16 protein-coding genes are annotated in these 16,438 nt (G+C 30.4%); 8 read left to right on the plus strand and 8 right to left on the minus strand.

Annotated features, from left to right (window positions below; genetic code table 11):
• The first annotated feature begins 1 nt into the window (after nucleotide 1).
• Genes AXE80_RS05170 through AXE80_RS05190 form a run of 5 tightly spaced genes read left to right on the plus strand, consistent with a single transcriptional unit; the run spans nucleotide 2 to nucleotide 3,656 of the window.
• Nucleotides 2-166 (plus strand): cytochrome C oxidase subunit IV, encoded by a 165-nt coding sequence (locus tag AXE80_RS05170; protein WP_068825087.1) that lies wholly within the window; start codon nucleotides 2-4, stop codon nucleotides 164-166.
• A 12-nt stretch (nucleotides 167-178) separates the two neighbouring features.
• On the plus strand, nucleotides 179-1,045 hold the full coding sequence (locus AXE80_RS05175) for a cbb3-type cytochrome c oxidase N-terminal domain-containing protein (RefSeq protein ID WP_068825089.1): 867 nt from the start codon (nucleotides 179-181) through the stop codon (nucleotides 1,043-1,045).
• A 13-nt stretch (nucleotides 1,046-1,058) separates the two neighbouring features.
• Nucleotides 1,059-2,480, plus strand: a complete 1,422-nt coding sequence (gene ccoG, locus AXE80_RS05180) for a cytochrome c oxidase accessory protein CcoG (RefSeq protein WP_068825091.1) — start codon at nucleotides 1,059-1,061, stop codon at nucleotides 2,478-2,480.
• Nucleotides 2,481-2,501: 21 nt separating this feature from the next.
• Nucleotides 2,502-2,954 (plus strand): FixH family protein, encoded by a 453-nt coding sequence (locus tag AXE80_RS05185; protein ID WP_068825093.1) that lies wholly within the window; start codon nucleotides 2,502-2,504, stop codon nucleotides 2,952-2,954.
• Entirely contained in the window at nucleotides 2,955-3,656 is a 702-nt protein-coding gene (locus tag AXE80_RS05190; RefSeq protein WP_068825095.1) for a sulfite exporter TauE/SafE family protein, read from the plus strand.
• Nucleotides 3,657-3,718: 62 nt separating this feature from the next.
• Here AXE80_RS05190 and hemN read toward each other — a convergent pair whose 3' ends face one another.
• Nucleotides 3,719-5,068, minus strand: coding sequence for an oxygen-independent coproporphyrinogen III oxidase (gene hemN / locus AXE80_RS05195; protein WP_068825098.1), 1,350 nt, complete (start codon nucleotides 5,066-5,068; stop codon nucleotides 3,719-3,721).
• 13 nt (nucleotides 5,069-5,081) lie between these two features.
• Nucleotides 5,082-6,857, minus strand: coding sequence for a hypothetical protein (locus tag AXE80_RS05200; protein WP_068825100.1), 1,776 nt, complete (start codon nucleotides 6,855-6,857; stop codon nucleotides 5,082-5,084).
• Nucleotides 6,858-6,996: 139 nt separating this feature from the next.
• On the opposite strand from AXE80_RS05200, the gene AXE80_RS05205 reads away from it, so the two are divergent.
• Nucleotides 6,997-7,518 (plus strand): YkgJ family cysteine cluster protein, encoded by a 522-nt coding sequence (locus AXE80_RS05205; protein WP_068825102.1) that lies wholly within the window; start codon nucleotides 6,997-6,999, stop codon nucleotides 7,516-7,518.
• 1 nt (nucleotide 7,519) lies between these two features.
• On the plus strand, nucleotides 7,520-7,861 hold the full coding sequence (locus AXE80_RS05210; protein WP_068825104.1) for a hypothetical protein: 342 nt from the start codon (nucleotides 7,520-7,522) through the stop codon (nucleotides 7,859-7,861).
• 34 nt (nucleotides 7,862-7,895) lie between these two features.
• Here the strand turns inward: AXE80_RS05210 and AXE80_RS05215 are convergent, their stop codons facing one another.
• Both AXE80_RS05215 and AXE80_RS05220 read right to left on the minus strand, forming a co-directional pair.
• Entirely contained in the window at nucleotides 7,896-9,401 is a 1,506-nt protein-coding gene (locus AXE80_RS05215; RefSeq protein WP_068825106.1) for a sulfatase family protein, read from the minus strand.
• A 44-nt stretch (nucleotides 9,402-9,445) separates the two neighbouring features.
• Nucleotides 9,446-10,642: an exo-beta-N-acetylmuramidase NamZ family protein gene (locus AXE80_RS05220; RefSeq protein ID WP_068828689.1), complete on the minus strand. Its 1,197-nt coding sequence runs from the start codon at nucleotides 10,640-10,642 to the stop codon at nucleotides 9,446-9,448.
• A 6-nt stretch (nucleotides 10,643-10,648) separates the two neighbouring features.
• Between AXE80_RS05220 and AXE80_RS05225 the strand changes: the two genes are divergently transcribed.
• Complete coding sequence (locus AXE80_RS05225) at nucleotides 10,649-11,884, plus strand: ABC transporter permease (protein ID WP_068825107.1); 1,236 nt, start codon at nucleotides 10,649-10,651, stop codon at nucleotides 11,882-11,884.
• A 588-nt stretch (nucleotides 11,885-12,472) separates the two neighbouring features.
• Here AXE80_RS05225 and lipA read toward each other — a convergent pair.
• The 4 genes from lipA to AXE80_RS05245 all read right to left on the minus strand — a co-directional run bounded on the left by lipA (nucleotide 12,473) and on the right by AXE80_RS05245 (nucleotide 16,405).
• Nucleotides 12,473-13,396, minus strand: coding sequence for a lipoyl synthase (gene lipA / locus AXE80_RS05230; protein WP_237340634.1), 924 nt, complete (start codon nucleotides 13,394-13,396; stop codon nucleotides 12,473-12,475).
• Between the two features lie 150 nt (nucleotides 13,397-13,546).
• Nucleotides 13,547-14,773 (minus strand): NRAMP family divalent metal transporter, encoded by a 1,227-nt coding sequence (locus AXE80_RS05235; RefSeq protein ID WP_068825109.1) that lies wholly within the window; start codon nucleotides 14,771-14,773, stop codon nucleotides 13,547-13,549.
• Nucleotides 14,763-15,332, minus strand: coding sequence for an RNA polymerase sigma factor (locus AXE80_RS05240; RefSeq protein WP_068825111.1), 570 nt, complete (start codon nucleotides 15,330-15,332; stop codon nucleotides 14,763-14,765). Before AXE80_RS05240 ends, AXE80_RS05235 begins: the two co-directional genes overlap by 11 nt.
• Nucleotides 15,329-16,405 carry a glycosyltransferase gene (locus tag AXE80_RS05245; protein WP_237340635.1) on the minus strand — a complete coding sequence of 359 codons (1,077 nt, stop codon included), beginning with the start codon at nucleotides 16,403-16,405 and terminating at the stop codon, nucleotides 15,329-15,331. The genes AXE80_RS05240 and AXE80_RS05245 overlap by 4 nt, the downstream gene beginning before the upstream one ends.
• Nucleotides 16,406-16,438: the final 33 nt, after the last annotated feature.

Genomic DNA, 16,438 nt, shown 5'->3' on the forward strand with positions numbered 1-16,438 from the left:
GATGTTAAAATTTGTAAAAAACTATATGGTAAGTATTGATGGGATTGAAATATATCCAATCATCTCTTTATCTATCTTTTTTGTCTTTTTTACCCTGTTGTTTTTATGGGTTTGGAAAGCTAAAAAAGAATATTTAGAAAAAGTAAGTAACCTACCTTTTGAATAAAAAAACTAGACTATGAGTGTTAAAAAACAAAATAAACAAATTGTAGGCTTTGTAATAGCAAGTGTTTTTGTGGGCCTAATACTAGAATGGATGTTTCCATCGGAGAATGGATATTCATCTTTAATTGCTTTAAAAATTACGTTGTATTTAATTTTTATGGCCTTGATTTTTAGTGCCCGATTTGTGGTAACAAAAATGAATCAACTATACTTATCATTGTCCTCAGAAGAAGAAAAGAAAGCTTTTTATGAAGCACAAAATGCTAAAAAAATCAATTGGTCTGATTGGAAAAGTGTTCTAGATAGTTTGATGGCTGCTAAACCAGTGGCCGAAGAAAGTGATATTATTTTAGATCATGATTATGATGGAATTAAAGAGTTAGATAATAACCTTCCGCCATGGTGGTTGTATGGATTTTATATGACAATTGTTTTTGCTTTTGGATATATGATTTATTATCATGTGTTAGATGGGAAAGATCAAAAACAAGAGTATTTAGAAGAAGTGGCTTTAGCAAAAATACAAATTGCTGCATATGAGGCTACTCAAGAAAAAGTTGATATGAGCGCTTTAGCCGATGGCGACAATGCACAAGGTAAAAAGTTGTACAAGCGTAATTGTGCTGTTTGTCATGCAATTGATGGTGGTGGTAAAATTGGACCAAACTTAACTGATGATTATTGGATCTTAGGAGGTAGTATAGAAGATATTTACAATACTATTTCTGAAGGAGGTAGAGCTGGAAAAGGAATGATTGCTTGGAAAAATAGTTTTAGTTCTCAAGACCGACAATTGTTAGCGGCTTATGTAAAAAGTTTACAAGGAACTACTCCTGCAGAACCAAAAGAAGCACAAGGGGAATTATACAAAGAAGAATAAGTACCAAGTATAAATGGCAACAGACAACAAAGAAGTTTTTAGAGACTCAATAGCAACCATCGATGATCAAGGAAAAAGATCATGGATTTATCCTAAAAAGCCTAAAGGTAAGTTTTACTCTTTAAGAACATGGGTAAGTGTTTTTTTACTGACTACTTTGTTGTCTTCTCCGTTTATAAAAATAAATGGCAATCAATTATTTTTATTTAATGTAATTGATAGAAAATTTAACATTTTAGGATTTCCTTTTTGGCCACAAGACTTCTATTTAGTGGTTTTGTCTATGCTTATAGGGGTTGTTTTTGTAATCCTCTTTACTGTAGTTTACGGACGTGTATTTTGTGGATGGATTTGTCCTCAAACTATTTTTATGGAAATGGTTTTTCGCAAAATTGAATATTGGATTGATGGAGACAAAGGAGCCCAAAAAAGATTGGCAAAACAACCTTGGAATGCCGAGAAAATTAGAAAAAGAGTACTAAAACATACAGTTTTTTTATTGATTTCTTTTATCATCTCAAATGTGTTTTTGGCTTATATAATTGGAAGTGATGAGTTGATTGATATTATTACATCACCCATTAATGAGCATGTTGGTGGTTTTATAGGTATTTGGACTTTTACAGGAGTATTTTATTTTATCTTTTCGTGGTTTAGAGAGCAAGTATGTATTATTGCTTGTCCTTATGGGCGCTTACAAGGAGTGCTTTTAGACAATAAATCTATTATTGTTGCTTATGACTATATAAGAGGTGAAAGCAAAAAAGGAAGAGCCAAATTTAAAAAGAATGAGGATAGAGAAAAAGAGGGGAAAGGAGCTTGTATAGATTGTAATCAATGTGTAGAAGTTTGTCCTACAGGTATCGATATCAGACATGGAACTCAATTGGAGTGTGTAAACTGTACTGCTTGTATGGATGCCTGTGATTTTATGATGGTTAAAACCCATCAGCCTAAAGGATTGATTCGTTATGCCTCAGAAGAAAATATCGAAAAAAATAAACCTTTTGAAGTAACAGTAAGAATTAAAGCATACACTATTATTTTAGGAATTTTAACAGTGGTGTTAATTGCCTTGCTAACAGTAAGAAGCAATGTTCAGGCAAACTTTTTTAGGGTGCCAGGAGAGTTGTATCAAGTAAAAGAGGGGAGATTAATTAGTAATGTTTACACTTATAAACTGGTAAATAAAACTACAAAAGATATTGATTCTTTGTCTTTTAAAATTGTTTCTCACAAAGGGGAAATTCAATTGGTAGGAACCACTCATTTGTTACTAAAAAGACAAGATATTTATGAAGGAACTGTTTTTATAGAAATCCCCGAGGGAATGTTAGAAGATAGTAATGAAAAAATTAAGATTGGTGTTTTTAAAGGGGATAAAGAAATAACCACCACAACCACTAATTTTTTAAGTCCTAAAAATAAGTGGTAATAAACAATTAAAAAGTGAATTATGAAGATTAATTGGGGTACAAGTATAGTATTGGCTTTTGTCTGTTTTATTGTGTTTATTTTATTCTTTGTGGTAAAAACATTTACACAAAAAGAATATGAGTTTGATTTGGTTTCAAATCAATATTACGAAGATGAATTAGCTTTTCAAAAGACCATTAATAATGCTGAAAATACAGAGAAGTTAGAAAACAAAGTTGAGTTTGTTTTGTTAAATAATGAATTAAAAATTAACATTCCTAACGCTAAAAACGAATTAATTATTGGAGAGATTCATTTTTATAGACCATCAAACAAAAAATTAGATTTTATCAAAAAAATAGCCTCAAAAAATAATGTTTTAACTTTTACTAGTGAGGAGTTGGTAAAGGGTAGATGGGATGTGTCTGTTACTTGGTATTATGAAAATGAACCTCAAAATCAATTTTTTAAAAAGGAACAAATATATTTTTAGATGATATTATCAGCCTTTATATTTGGTTTGCTTAGTAGTTTACACTGTGTAGGTATGTGTGGACCCATTGCTTTTGCTTTGCCAGTACATGCTGGTACTAAAAGTCAAAAATGGTCTAAAATTATTGCCTATCATTTTGGGAGATTACTTACTTATGCTTGTATAGGCTTTGTTTTTGGTTTGTTTGGAAAAACTTTTGTTTTGTTAGGCTTACAACAAACACTTTCTATTGTAGCAGGTGTTATTCTTATTCTTATTGCTTTATTTCAAAAAAAAATACTGAATTATTTAGAGCAAAAATCCTCATCAAAAATAGTTGGGTTGATTAAGAATACTTATCAAAAAATTTCAAAATCTAATACAGTACTAAATTTTATGAGTTTAGGAATGCTAAACGGATTGTTACCATGCGGTACTGTTTATATTGCTTTAATTGGAGCCATTGCTATTGGTAACATGGCTTATAGCAGCTTATATATGTTTGTTTTTGGATTGGGTACTTTGCCCTTAATGCTTTTGTTAATGGGAGCTAAGATTTTAAGTAGAGAACGATTTAGAACTGTTTTTAAAAGAGCGGTTCCGGTAATGTTACTAGTTGTAGGAGTATTATTTGTTTTAAGGGGAATGGGCTTAGGAATTGCCTTTGTATCTCCTACAGATATGAGTTTACAAATTCAATTTGTGCCTGTTGGTTGTCATTAAATTTATTTTCAATCATAAAAAAAGCAGTAATTATAAATTACTGCTTTTTTTATGGAGTTACTTTAAACTGTTTTAGAAAATTGTAACTGATTGTTATCTCCTAAATATTGGTCTATGGCCATACAAATATTTCTTATAAAAGGTCTTCCTTTATCGGTTACTATTATTTTTGATTTTTTAATGGTAACCAAACCATCATGTACTAAAGGAAACATTTTTAAAGGAGCTTTTTCAAGAGATTTATTTTCTGTACTCCATGTTGTTTCGTAATGACACATTAAGTTTAAAATATGTTGTCTAATGATTAAATCTTCGTTAGATGAAATATGTCCTTTGGCAATAGGGAATATTCTATTGTTTACCAATTGTTGATATTCTTCAATACTTTTTACATTCTGATAAAAACTATTCCAACTATCACCTATAGAAGAAACTCCTAATCCAATCATTAAATCAGTTTTGGCATGGGTATATCCCATAAAGTTTCTGTGTAGTGTATGGTTAACTAAAGCTTTGTATAAAGAGTCTGTAGGTAATGCAAAATGATCCATACCTATGTTGTGATATCCAAATTCTTGAAGCAATAATTTTCCTTCTTCGTACATTAATAACTTTTCTTTACCAGAAGGTAAATTTTCTTCGGAATATCCTCTTTGTCCATTTCCTTTTAACCAAGGTACATGTGCATAGCTATAAAATGCTATTCTATCAGGACTTAATTCTTTGGTTTTTTCTATGGTATTAATAACATCATCTATGGTTTGAAATGGCAATCCATAAATAATATCATGTCCTACAGATGTATAACCAACTTCTCTAGCCAATTCGGTTACTTTTTTTACTTTTTCAAAAGGTTGCATTCTATGAATGGCTTTTTGGACAGTTTCATTATAATCTTGTACTCCGAAAGAAACACGTCTAAATCCTAAGTTATATAAGGTTTGTAAATGTTCTTTAGTAGTGTTGTTAGGATGTCCTTCAAAACTAAACTCATAATCCTCTGCCAATCGAGAAGTATTGATGATACAAGTTAAAAGGTAATGTAGGTTTTCAGAACTAAAAAAAGTAGGAGTCCCACCACCAATATGCAATTCCTTAATTACTGGTTTTTCATCAAAAAGATTTAAGTACATAGACCATTCCTTTAAAACGGCATTGATGTATGGTGTTTCAACATCGTGTCTTTTGGTAATTCTTTTGTTACATCCACAAAAAGTACATAGACTTTCACAAAAAGGTAAATGGATATAAACACTAATTCCTTGTGTATTATTGGTTTTGGTAAAAGTGTCAATCATTTTACTCTTCCAAGTTTTAAGTCTAAAATCTTGAACATTCCAATGCGGAACCGTAGGGTAACTTGTATACCTTGGGCCTGGAACATTGTATTTGTTAATTAGGTTAATATCCATAGCTTTTTATTTTTTAAAGAGTTTGTAGCTTTAATTGTAGATCGATTACTTTTTGATATTTATCTGATAAACTATCTAAAGCTTGTTTGTTTTGCTCTACAAGTTCATTAAAGTTGTTTTGAAATAATTGTTGGTAGTATGAAATACCAGACAATAAATTACTTGTAAACCTTGTTAAGGTTTTGTTTTGCTTAGGGTTAAATTGCTCATTTATTTGATTAGATAAATAAGTAACATACATATCTAATTCTTTAATAAACATGTTAGGTCTATCATTTCTTTTGATGATGTTTATTTTACCATATATATGGTCTATCATGTTAGATAGGCTAACTTTTTCGCTAAAATAAGCTAGGTTAGGACCAGGGCATACAGAAACACCTTTACCTTCGGTTTTGGTTTCTATACCGTAATTTAATAGGGCAGTTGTCCCTAAACCTACACAGATACATGACTTTTCGGTTACCTTATCAATTTCTTTTTGCTGTTCAATAAGGCTCAACTCATTATTTTCTTGAAGCTGTTTTATTTTTAAATATTGATATTCCCTAGAAGCAATACATTGTCCTTCTGCTTTAAATTCTTGATTTAAGGCAACATGTCTTTTAGGACAAGCACTACCAGGTCTGTTTTTAGTAATATTTAATTCTTTTTGTTCGTCTTTAGTATTTCCTTTTAAATTGTTAAAAGGAACTCCTAAGGGAGAAATATTACTTAAATACAAATCTTTTTCTTTGGCATGCGCTAGTTTGTCAAGGGTTTCAACATCTACAGTAGTAGCTTCTGGAACCAATAAAAAAGGGGAGCCCCATCCAATAGAATCTAAATCGTAGTTTTTTAATAAAAATTTGTGTTCTTCTGCCGTACCCACACCACCTTGAGCAGATATTTTTAAATCGGGCATATTTGCAGAAATCTCTTTGTTTTTTTGTGCTAAAGCTTTAGTAAACAAATCATAAGTAATATTGTATAATTCTTTTCTGTTGGTTTTAAACTCTTCTAGAACAGGGCCTAATAAGTATCCATCGGTTGCAAAAGCATGTCCACCGCAATTTAATCCAGATTCAATTCTATACTCAGTTACCCATAAACCTTTTTTGGCTAAATATTTTCCTTGGATTAGTGCAGAGCGATAATCACTAACTTTTAAAATTATTTTCTTTTTAATGTATCCATTTTCATCAGGATAAAAATCTTCAAAGTTTTCTAGGTAATTATAAAGTCTTGGGTTCATACCAGCAGAAAAAACAATTGAAGAGTCTAAATTAGATTTTGCATAACCTCTTAAAGCTGCATGAGCATCATTATATTCAACAGGCAAAGCTTCGTGGTCTACATAGTTTGTTTTATCAATTTTGGTCATAATATTTACATCTATACGACCTGGTTTTAAGTTGTGTTTTATTAATAATTTGATTTCTGTTAAATCATCACTTTGTATTAAGCGTTGTTTTAATTCAGAACCAGAAGGTAGATGTTTGATGAAATCAACAAAAATAGCGTCCTTAATACTTGATATATTTTTAAGCTTTTTAATTTTGGTTTGAATTAAATCATTCATCATATTAAGATAAGATGTAATTCTTAACGCTCTGTAATCAATAGTTTTATCGCTGATTTCTATGTATTTAAGCTGATTTAATTCAGAATAATATTTACGCAGTTTTTCAAGTAAAATATCATCAACTAAAGAAATTACAGAGTTAATTCCATAAGCTGCAACTTTTAGCGGACTGTCTGCCGTAAAACCAATTCCCATTACAGGAATATGAAAGGTGTGTTTTTCCATTATAATTAATTGATGGTTATATGGCAAATTTATGGGGTTATGTACTTTATTAAAATGATAAATATCATTAGTACATAATTATTAGTCAACCTCTTATTATTAAATGCTTATTAAGTACTTTTGCAGTATGAGTATATTGATGGAAGAATTTTTACAAGACTTACCTAATAAAGCCCAAAAGGTTAAAAAGGAAAACGTTTCTTATTTTAAGAGATTAAAAAAAAGAACGCCTAAAAACTTAGATTATGTAATGCAAGATTTACATGATAAAGAGTTTGAGAGTACAGATTGTTTAACTTGTGCCAATTGTTGTAAAACCACAAGTCCCATGTTTTTTGCTAAAGACATAGAGCGTATTGCCAAGCATTTTAGAATGAAAGAGCAAAAGTTTATGGACACTTATTTAGAAAGAGATGAGGATGATTGTTATGTGTTAAAAAGTTCTCCTTGTGTGTTTTTAGATGAAAATGATAATACTTGTACTATTTACGATGTTCGCCCTAGAGCTTGTGCAGAGTACCCTCATACCAATAGAAAAAAGTTTATTCAGCTAACAGATTTAACCATTACCAATTCCGAAATCTGTCCTGCGGCATATAATATTGTAGAGGCCTTAAAAAAAGCAATTCCATTAGGTAGTACCCCTAAGAAACACAGATAATATGAAGACGCTTAGAACTTCTAAGTTTTTTGGTTTTTGCTATGCTGATGAAATTCAGGAATGTGAATTTTTTGCTAAAAACTTTAAAGTTTTAGTTCAAGAAAATAGTTTGGTTTTTTCTTTTGATTTTATGAGAGGTTTAGATGTATTAAAAATAAAACCTCAGTTAACATTATATCGTTTTTTTGAAATAGAAGATGTTTATTTAAGAGATAAACTGATTGACACCATAAAAGAAAATAGTGAAATTAAAAAGTTGTCTTTTAAAATTGATGATTACAAAGCACATATAAAGTCGCTAAAGTTTACTAGTAACGGTTTTGTTATAAAACTTATAGCATAAAAAAGCCATACAATTTGTATGGCTTTTTTGTTGTTTATGCTTTGTTTTTCTTTTTCTTCGCTTTCTTCTCTTTGTTTTCTTTTTTCTTTTTAGGTTTCATAGGAGCTTGAATTTTTACCTCTCCATGATTGTTTAACCATTCTTTAGCCATTAACCTAAACTCTTTAATTACTTTAGGGTTTTCTTTGGCAATGTTTGTCTTTTCGTTAGGATCCTTTTTTAAATCAAATAAAACTTCAAATCCATCTTTTTGGTATTCAAAAGGAGCAATGTATTTATACTCTTTAGTAACGAGCGTATAATACCCAGGAGATTCTGCAACAGCAAATGTTTTAGTATATCCTTTTTTGTTTTGTAATAAAGGAGCTAAAGATTCTCCATATGGTGTGTTGATGTCTTTTTTTGATGCACCTGCCCATTCCATGGTTGTTTTTAAAATATCTTGTAATTCTACTGGAGTATCAACAGTTCTTCCGTTGTTATTACTTCTAGGATCATAGACAATTAAACTAGGATTGATTACTTCTTTATATAAAGTAGATTTATGGTTTAATCCGTGGTCTCCAACTAAAATTCCATGATCGCTAAAAAATACAATAATGGTATTGTCTGTTTTTCCAAGTTCTTTAATTTTATTTAGTACAATATTTACTTGGGTATCCATGTAATAAATATTGGCAAAATTCCCTAATTGCTCTTTTTCTATTTCATGAGCATCGGTCATTGGGTATGGACGTAATAAAGCTGGAATATCAGTTCCTGGATCTTCAACATAATTAGGTGTTGGCATCATTTTTTTAGTAAAAGGATCGTGATATTTTTGAGCAACATCATAAGGACCGTGAGGTACAGAATAATTAAGCCATAAGAAAAAAGGCTGCTCTTTTTGGTTAGACATAAACTCTAAAGCTAGTTTGGTGTATAAACCATCTAAATAAACATCCGTTGGTAAAGTAGAATTTTTTCTTCGTTCCTTTTTCATCTGCTCAAAGTAACCGTTATCAAGTAAAAAATCTACATAAGCATCTTTTCCTCTTACAGGTTCTTTACCACCTACAACAGATCTACCTAAAGATTGCCATACATAATCAAATCCTAAACGTTTGTGGGCCTCTCTACCTTTTTCTACTTTACTTCCTTTTAAACCTTTTTCACTGGGATGAATATGACTTTTACCTACATGTGCTGTGTAATATCCTGCGCGTTGTAGTGCTGCCGGTAATGCCCATGTATTTAACTCTAATCCATCAAAAGGACCATTTTGATAAAATCCTATGTTATGTGGGTAAACTCCTGTGATTAATGAATTTCTTGAAGGGCCACACATAGTTCCTTGAGAAACGGCATTACTAAAAAAGATTCCTTCTTTTGCCAATTTATCAATAGTAGGTGTTTTTGCATTTTTTTGTCCTAAAATGCTAGTGTAGTGAGCTGGTAAATCATCTACTTCTATAAATACAATATTTGGCTTTTGTTGTGCATGTACACTACCAATAAATCCGATTAATGATAGGGTAATTAAAATGTTTTTTAATTTCATTATATATGATATTAAGGGGTTAGTTTGGTTTTAGACTTATAGATTTAAGGATAGTTTAAATACTTTGCTCTAATTATTTTAAATTTTTCAATTTCTTTTTGCCAACTATTTTCAATTTCTTTGGCTGATAATCCTTGTTCTAGTTGATGTTGTAAAAGGGTATCACCAGTATGAATGGTAAACGTAGCTCCAAAGAATTTTTCTTTGTTTGGGTATTTTTGATAAGCATCTACCAACCATTCTATATTCACTTTATTTAAATAAGGAGTGTTTTTTAAATCTACTCCAAAACACAATTTATTTTCATCTTTAGGATGTTTACTCCCGTTATTGGGTTGAGGTGTGTAGCTAAAATCTGAAGTAGAAAATAATGCACTTCCATATTGTTGAAATTGATGTTCTGTTCCTCTTCCTGCATTAATTGGGGTTCCTTCAAAAAAACCAAGACTAGGGTAAAGGTTAATAGATTTGTTGTTAGGCAAGTTTGGTGATGGTTTTATAGGTAGATGATAATTACTCAAGTGGGTGTAGTTTATTAGTGGAATCACCTTTAAATTACATTGAATTCCATTGTTTAACCAATTTTCTCCATTAATCATTTGTGCATATTCTCCAATAGTCATTCCGTAAACTAAAGGAACAGGGTGTTTTCCTACAAAAGAACTGTATTTAGGGTTTAACATAGGTCCATCAACATAATGTCCGTTTGGGTTGGGTCTATCAAAAACAATTAAAGGAATGTTGTTTTCTGCACAGGCTTCCATAACATAATGTAATGTAGATATATAGGTGTAAAATCTTACTCCAACATCTTGTATGTCAAAAATCATCAAATCAATATTTTCTAAATCTTTTGCCGTTGGTTTTTTATGGTTTCCGTATAAAGAAATAATAGGTAAGCCCGTTTTTGCATCTACACTATTATCTACTTTTTCGGCAGCATCGGCTTTACCTCTAAATCCGTGTTCAGGAGAAAATACTTTACTTATTTTAATGTTTAATTGTAATAAAGAATCAATAAGGTGAGTGTGTCCATCTTTTTTAAAAATTACAGATGTTTGATTGGCCACTACACCAATTTTATAATTTTTTAACAAAGGCAAATAGGCTTTTGTATGGTTTGCAGCCACTATAATTTCGTTTTTTATAGATTTATTTTGTGCTTTACACGAGGATAGTGTAGCAAAGGAGAAAAATACAAGAATTAAAAATGTATTTTTGAAAACCAATTTAAAAGGCATAAGCATTTGAATTTCGAATTATTTATAGCTAATAGACTTACAAAGTCTCAGGAATATAAAAATAGTGTTTCATCCCCAATCATAAAAATAGCAATAATAGCTATAGCATTGGGTATGATGATGATGTTAATTTCTATTGCTACAGGAGTTGGGTTACAGAGAAGAATTAGAGATAAAGTAGCAGGGTTTAACGGTCATATTGTAATTAGTAACTACGATAACAATCAATCTAAAACCACACAGAAACCTATAGATATTCATCAAAAGTTTTATCCAAAGTTTACTACCGTTTCTGGAATTAATCACGTTCAAGTTTTTGCAACAAGAGCCGGAATTATTAGAACAGAAAAATCTTTTGAAGGCGTTGTTTTAAAAGGAGTTGATAAAGATTATGATTGGTCTTTTTTTAAAGAATATTTAGTAGCAGGAAAAGTACCTGTTTTTGGTGATAAGATTTCTAAAGAAGTAATAGTTTCTAAATTGATAGCCGATAGAATGCACTTTAAAGTAGGGGATTCTTTTGATACTTTTTTTATTAAAGAAGATCCTAATACTTTACCAAGCCGAAGAGTTTATAAAATTTCAGGAATTTATGATACCGGTTTTGAGGAGTTTGATAAAAACATCATGATTGGAGATATCAATCAAGTTAGGGGATTAAATAAATGGAAAAATGATCAAGTAGGTGGTTTTGAGGTTTTTGTAAACGATTTTAATGAAATTGATAAAAAATCAAAAGAAATTTATCAAGAGATTGATGTTACTTTAGATAGCCAAAGTTTATTTGAACAGTATCCACAAATTTTTGAATGGTTACAGTTGTTTGATGGCAACATTGCGGTCATCATTATTATTATGATTATTGTAGCTGGGATTAATATGATTACAGCTTTGTTGGTATTAATTTTAGAGAGAACCCAAATTATAGGTGTTTTAAAAACCTTAGGAGCTAAGAGTTGGTCTATTCGTAAAATATTTTTATACAATGCTTCGTATATTATTGGTAGAGGCTTGTTAATAGGAAATGTTGTGGGCTTATTATTTATTTACTTACAATATCAGTTTAAGTTTATCACTTTAGATCCTCAGAACTATTATGTACATGTAGCACCGGTGTATATTACATTCTCACAAATTATTTTACTAAACATTGGAACACTGGTTTTATGTGTTTTAATGATGTTGATTCCTTCTTATATTATTACAAGAATTAGTCCGGCACAATCTGTAAAATTCTCATAAAAAAACCTCCATTGGGGATGGAGGTTTTTTCAAACTAAACTATCTAAACTATGAAAAACTATTTTGTTTTTATACTTAATAGATATTCAAGTACTATGCCAAGAATTACTTTTGGGATAAAATAAACCAATATTTTATTTGACTAAAATTCATAAAAAAACCTCCATTGGGGCTGGAGGTTTTTTTAACTAACTAAACTATTTAAACTATGAAAAACTATTTTGTTTTATACTTAATAGATATTCAAGTACTATGCCAAGAATTACTTTTGGGATAAAATAAACCAATATTTTATCTGACTAAAATTCATAAAAAAACCTCCATTGGGGGTGGAGGTTTTTTCAAACTAACTAAAACTATTTAAACTATGAAAAAACTAATGTTGTTTTAACATAAACTGTAAACAACAATTACTGTGCCAAAAAATCAAAACAAGAATTTTTTTAATGAAAATTGATGTAAATTTTTAGGGCATAAAAAAAACTCCATTGGGGATGGAGGTTTTTTTTAAACTAACTAAACTATCTAAACTATGAAAAACTATTTTGTTTTCTATAATTATAGTTAAACAAGTATCGTGCCAAAAAATTAATTTACGTGTTTTTTTGCGTGATAAGAAGATCTTACCAAGGCAGAACTTTCTACGTGTTTAAAACCTAAAGATTTTGCGTAGACTTCATATTCTTTAAAAAGTTCTGGTGTAATATATTCTTTAACAGGTAAATGTTTTTTACTTGGTTGTAAATATTGTCCTAAAGTCACAACATCTACGTTAGCATTTGCTAAATCTCTAAGACTTTCAAAAACTTCTTCTTTCTTTTCTCCTAAACCTAGCATAATACCAGATTTGGTTCTGCGCTGTCCTTGTGCTTTAATATATCTTAATACTTCTAAACTTCTGTCGTATTGTGCTTGTATACGCACTTCACGAGTTAACCTACGAACTGTTTCTAGGTTATGAGAAATTACTTCAGGAGCAGCAGTAATTAATCTGTCAATATTTTTAGTGTCTCCTTGGAAATCTGGAATTAAAGTTTCCATGGTAGTGTTAGGGTTTGCTCTACGGATTGCAGCTATTGTTTCTGCCCAAATAATAGAACCACCATCTTTTAAATCATCTCTATCTACAGAGGTAATAACGGCATGTTCAATACTCATAATTTTTATAGAACGAGCAACTTTTTCTGGTTCATCCCATTCAACCGTTTCTGGTTTTCCCGTTTTTACACCACAAAAACCACAAGATCTTGTACAAATATTTCCTAAAATCATAAAGGTAGCAGTTCCATCACCCCAACATTCACCCATGTTAGGACAACTACCACTAGTACAAATAGTGTTTAGTTTGTATTTATCTACCAATCCACGTAATTCAGTGTATTTTTTTCCAACAGGTAATTTAACTCTTAGCCAATCTGGTTTTTTATTTCCAACAGGAATAGTTCCTGGATTTGTTGTGTTATTTGCTTTGTTTGGTAATACAGATTTAAATGTAGTTGATTCCGTACTCATATCTTTTTATTTGGGCAGTAAAGATACAAAAAGTGAATAGGATGAAGTAAAAACTACAGGAATAAAGAAACTTCTAACGAGATTCTCTTTTTTTGTATAAATCTTTATAAAATATGATTTAATATTTAGCAATCTATATTCAGGAGTTTACTAAAACAAAGTGGTTAAATACCAAGCGCTAAAGGCAATTAAAAAAAGAATTCCTAACAAAGAAAGTATTTTTAAAAATAATTTTGGTTGATAGGCTACAGGTGTGTACTCACTTGTAATTAGTTTGTAATTTAAAATTGCAAAGAAAGGAGCTGTTAAAAAACTTAAAATAGTTGCTATTTTAATTAAGGTTAACATTTGGTCTGTAAAAAAGGAAATTATAATAATGGTTCCTATGGATAAAAATAAAATCCACAAAGTATAAGCGTGTTTGGTCTTTTTAAAGTTTAAGAGTTCTGCAGTGGTTTGCATAGCTCTTGGGGAGGCATCTAAAGCAGTAATAGTAGTACTAAACATGGTGGTAAATGCAGCTACGGCAATAAATATAAAGGCGGTTCCTCCAATGTTTTTGGTGTACATTTCTATCAATTGTTTGCTAAAACCTAAAGCTCCGTTAGAAAAAACTTCTCCACTGTTAAACATAACCAAAGCCCCCATGCCTAAAAAACATACTCCAAGAATTAAGGTTGATATATATCCTGCATTAAAATCTAATAAAGTAGTTTTTAAACTTCTTTTTTGTGGACATTGATTTTGTTTGGCTTGTGACCAAAGTGATTGCCAAATAGAAACATCTAAAGGAGCGGGCATCCAACCTAAAAAGGCAATTAGAAATGCTATTTCTACACCTTCAAAATGAAATTTTTGAGTCCAATTTACAGGAATGTTATTTTTGCTTGAAGCTATAAATAATGCCCCAATTGTGGTGATGGTTAAAGTTAAAACAATAATTTTCATCACCTTATCTAAAAATTGATAACGACCAATTAAAAGTATAATAGCACTAATGAATGTGATGATGATGCTTATTGTTGTTGCATTTCCATCAAGTCCAAAGATATTCATAGCCAGTCCGGCAGTAACCAAAGTAACAGCAGCTTGAATGGTAAACATAGAAGCAAGGTTAATCATGTAATATGCAACTAAAGTTCCTTTGTGTAGTTTACCATATCCGTTTAATAAATTTTCTCCTGTGGCATTGGCATATCTTGCACCAAACTGAAAGAACGGATATTTAACAATGTGTACAGCTATTAAAGCCCACAAGAGGCTAAATCCAAAATCTGCTCCAGCCCTTGTAGATTGTACCAAATGAGACACACCAATAGCGGCTCCGGCAAATAATAATCCAGGGCCTAAAGCTTGAATTTTATTTTTAATTTTCATTTTCGGAGTTGGTAATAATTTCAGCCAATAATTTTTTTGCTCTTAATAATTTTACCTTAACGTTATTAATTGGCTCATCAAGGTGGTTGGCAATTTCAATATAAGTCATGTCCTGAAAGTATCTTAGGTTGATAACTTTTTGATATTTAACTTTTAACTTTTTTATGTTTCTTTTAAGTTCTGCTAAATTTTGCTCAATAATAATTTTATCCTCTGGAGATGGATTTGCATCTGACAAGCCATAAACTTCATTATTTTGATCTTGTAAAGAAATAGTAATGTTTTTTTGCTTTCTTAACTCATCAATCAACAAGTTTTTTGCAATGGTAAAAATCCATGTTCTAAAGCCATAGTCATCATTATAAGTATCTATTTTATCAAAAGCTTTAGAAAAAGTAATAATGGTAATGTCTTCTGCATCAATAGTATCATCACTAATTTTAGATTGTAAAAATGTAAAGACATCATTCCAATATAAATTTAGTAGATAATTATATGCAGTTTGATCTCCTCTTTTGGCAGCTTTGATATGAGTAAATAAAATATCTTCTGAGGTCATGACCACTTTTGAGGTTTGTGAATATTATTGTAAATAAAAATGTATAGCTGAAAAAACAACAAGCATATGTCTAAAATAGGTGTAAAAAGTACAAGTCCTTTTTCTTTTAGTTTTTTGGCTGCAATTCCTACAACAATATATTCACTTATAAGTTTAATTGCAATTAATCCTGCAATAATTAATTGATAATTAGTATTGTCTACATATATAAGACTAGCAGGCAATACCAACCAAAACAATAATCTATTAAATGTATAAAGTCCTAAAAGGAATTTATGTAATGGTTTATATAGGTTTGCTGTGCTTATATGTCTCCTTTTTTGTGTTGTCCAGCTTTTTCTATCTAATTTGGGAGGAGATGTAGTATGTGCATTTTCATCAAAACAAATGGCGGTATTTTGCTTGTTGGCAATTTGGTTGATTAACAAATCATCATCACCCGACATTACTCTAATGTGTTGATGAAATCCTTTGTTCTTTAAAAACAAAGTTTTGCTATACATTAAATTTCTCCCAACACCCATATATGGAATTCCTATTTGTGCAAATGAAAAATATTGTAAAGCAGTCATTAAAGTTTCATAACGAATCATTTTGTTGATAAAACTTTTTGGAATGTCTTGGTAGGCACCATAACCTAAAACTACTTCTTTGTTTTGGGTAAATTGATTAGCCATTTCTTGAATCCAATACTCGCTATTGGGTTGACAATCGGCATCGGTTAATAATAAGCAATCGTGTTTAGCAGCTTTTATTCCTAGTGTTAAGGCATATTTTTTATTTCCATAAAAATAATCTGTTTCTTGAATGGTAACTACTTTTACAAAATCATATTGTTGCTCATATGTTTCAAAAATATCAGCAGTTTCATCATAAGATCTATCATTAATCAAAACCAATTCAAACTCATCGTATTTTTGATTGATTAAATAAGGTAAATAGTTTTTTAAGTTTTCAGCTTCGTTTTTGGCACAAACAATTACAGAAACAGGAATGTTGTTGTTTGCTTTTTGAGAGGTTTTTGTAAAGTTAAAAAAGTTGAACACAATAGTGTAGTAACCAAAATGTATCATCGTAATGAGTATACATATTGATAAAAGTATAAT

Origin of the sequence: Wenyingzhuangia fucanilytica, from assembly GCF_001697185.1 — a bacterium.
GTDB classification, from domain to species: domain Bacteria; phylum Bacteroidota; class Bacteroidia; order Flavobacteriales; family Flavobacteriaceae; genus Wenyingzhuangia; species Wenyingzhuangia fucanilytica.

Bases quoted from the DNA above. Each gene is read 5' to 3' on its own strand.
- AXE80_RS05235 (WP_068825109.1), bottom strand. From the start codon at position 14,773: ATGAAAATTAAAAATAAAATTCAAGCTTTAGGCCCTGGATTATTATTT.
- AXE80_RS05220 (WP_068828689.1), bottom strand. From the start codon at position 10,642: ATGCCTTTTAAATTGGTTTTCAAAAATACATTTTTAATTCTTGTATTT.
- AXE80_RS05170 (WP_068825087.1), top strand. From the start codon at position 2: ATGTTAAAATTTGTAAAAAACTATATGGTAAGTATTGATGGGATTGAA.
- AXE80_RS05200 (WP_068825100.1), bottom strand. From the start codon at position 6,857: ATGGAAAAACACACCTTTCATATTCCTGTAATGGGAATTGGTTTTACG.
- AXE80_RS05245 (WP_237340635.1), bottom strand. From the start codon at position 16,405: ATGATACATTTTGGTTACTACACTATTGTGTTCAACTTTTTTAACTTT.
- AXE80_RS05215 (WP_068825106.1), bottom strand. From the start codon at position 9,401: ATGAAATTAAAAAACATTTTAATTACCCTATCATTAATCGGATTTATT.
- ccoG (WP_068825091.1), top strand. From the start codon at position 1,059: ATGGCAACAGACAACAAAGAAGTTTTTAGAGACTCAATAGCAACCATC.
- AXE80_RS05190 (WP_068825095.1), top strand. From the start codon at position 2,955: ATGATATTATCAGCCTTTATATTTGGTTTGCTTAGTAGTTTACACTGT.
- lipA (WP_237340634.1), bottom strand. From the start codon at position 13,396: ATGAGTACGGAATCAACTACATTTAAATCTGTATTACCAAACAAAGCA.
- AXE80_RS05175 (WP_068825089.1), top strand. From the start codon at position 179: ATGAGTGTTAAAAAACAAAATAAACAAATTGTAGGCTTTGTAATAGCA.
- AXE80_RS05205 (WP_068825102.1), top strand. From the start codon at position 6,997: ATGGAAGAATTTTTACAAGACTTACCTAATAAAGCCCAAAAGGTTAAA.
- AXE80_RS05240 (WP_068825111.1), bottom strand. From the start codon at position 15,332: ATGACCTCAGAAGATATTTTATTTACTCATATCAAAGCTGCCAAAAGA.
- hemN (WP_068825098.1), bottom strand. From the start codon at position 5,068: ATGGATATTAACCTAATTAACAAATACAATGTTCCAGGCCCAAGGTAT.
- AXE80_RS05210 (WP_068825104.1), top strand. From the start codon at position 7,520: ATGAAGACGCTTAGAACTTCTAAGTTTTTTGGTTTTTGCTATGCTGAT.
- AXE80_RS05185 (WP_068825093.1), top strand. From the start codon at position 2,502: ATGAAGATTAATTGGGGTACAAGTATAGTATTGGCTTTTGTCTGTTTT.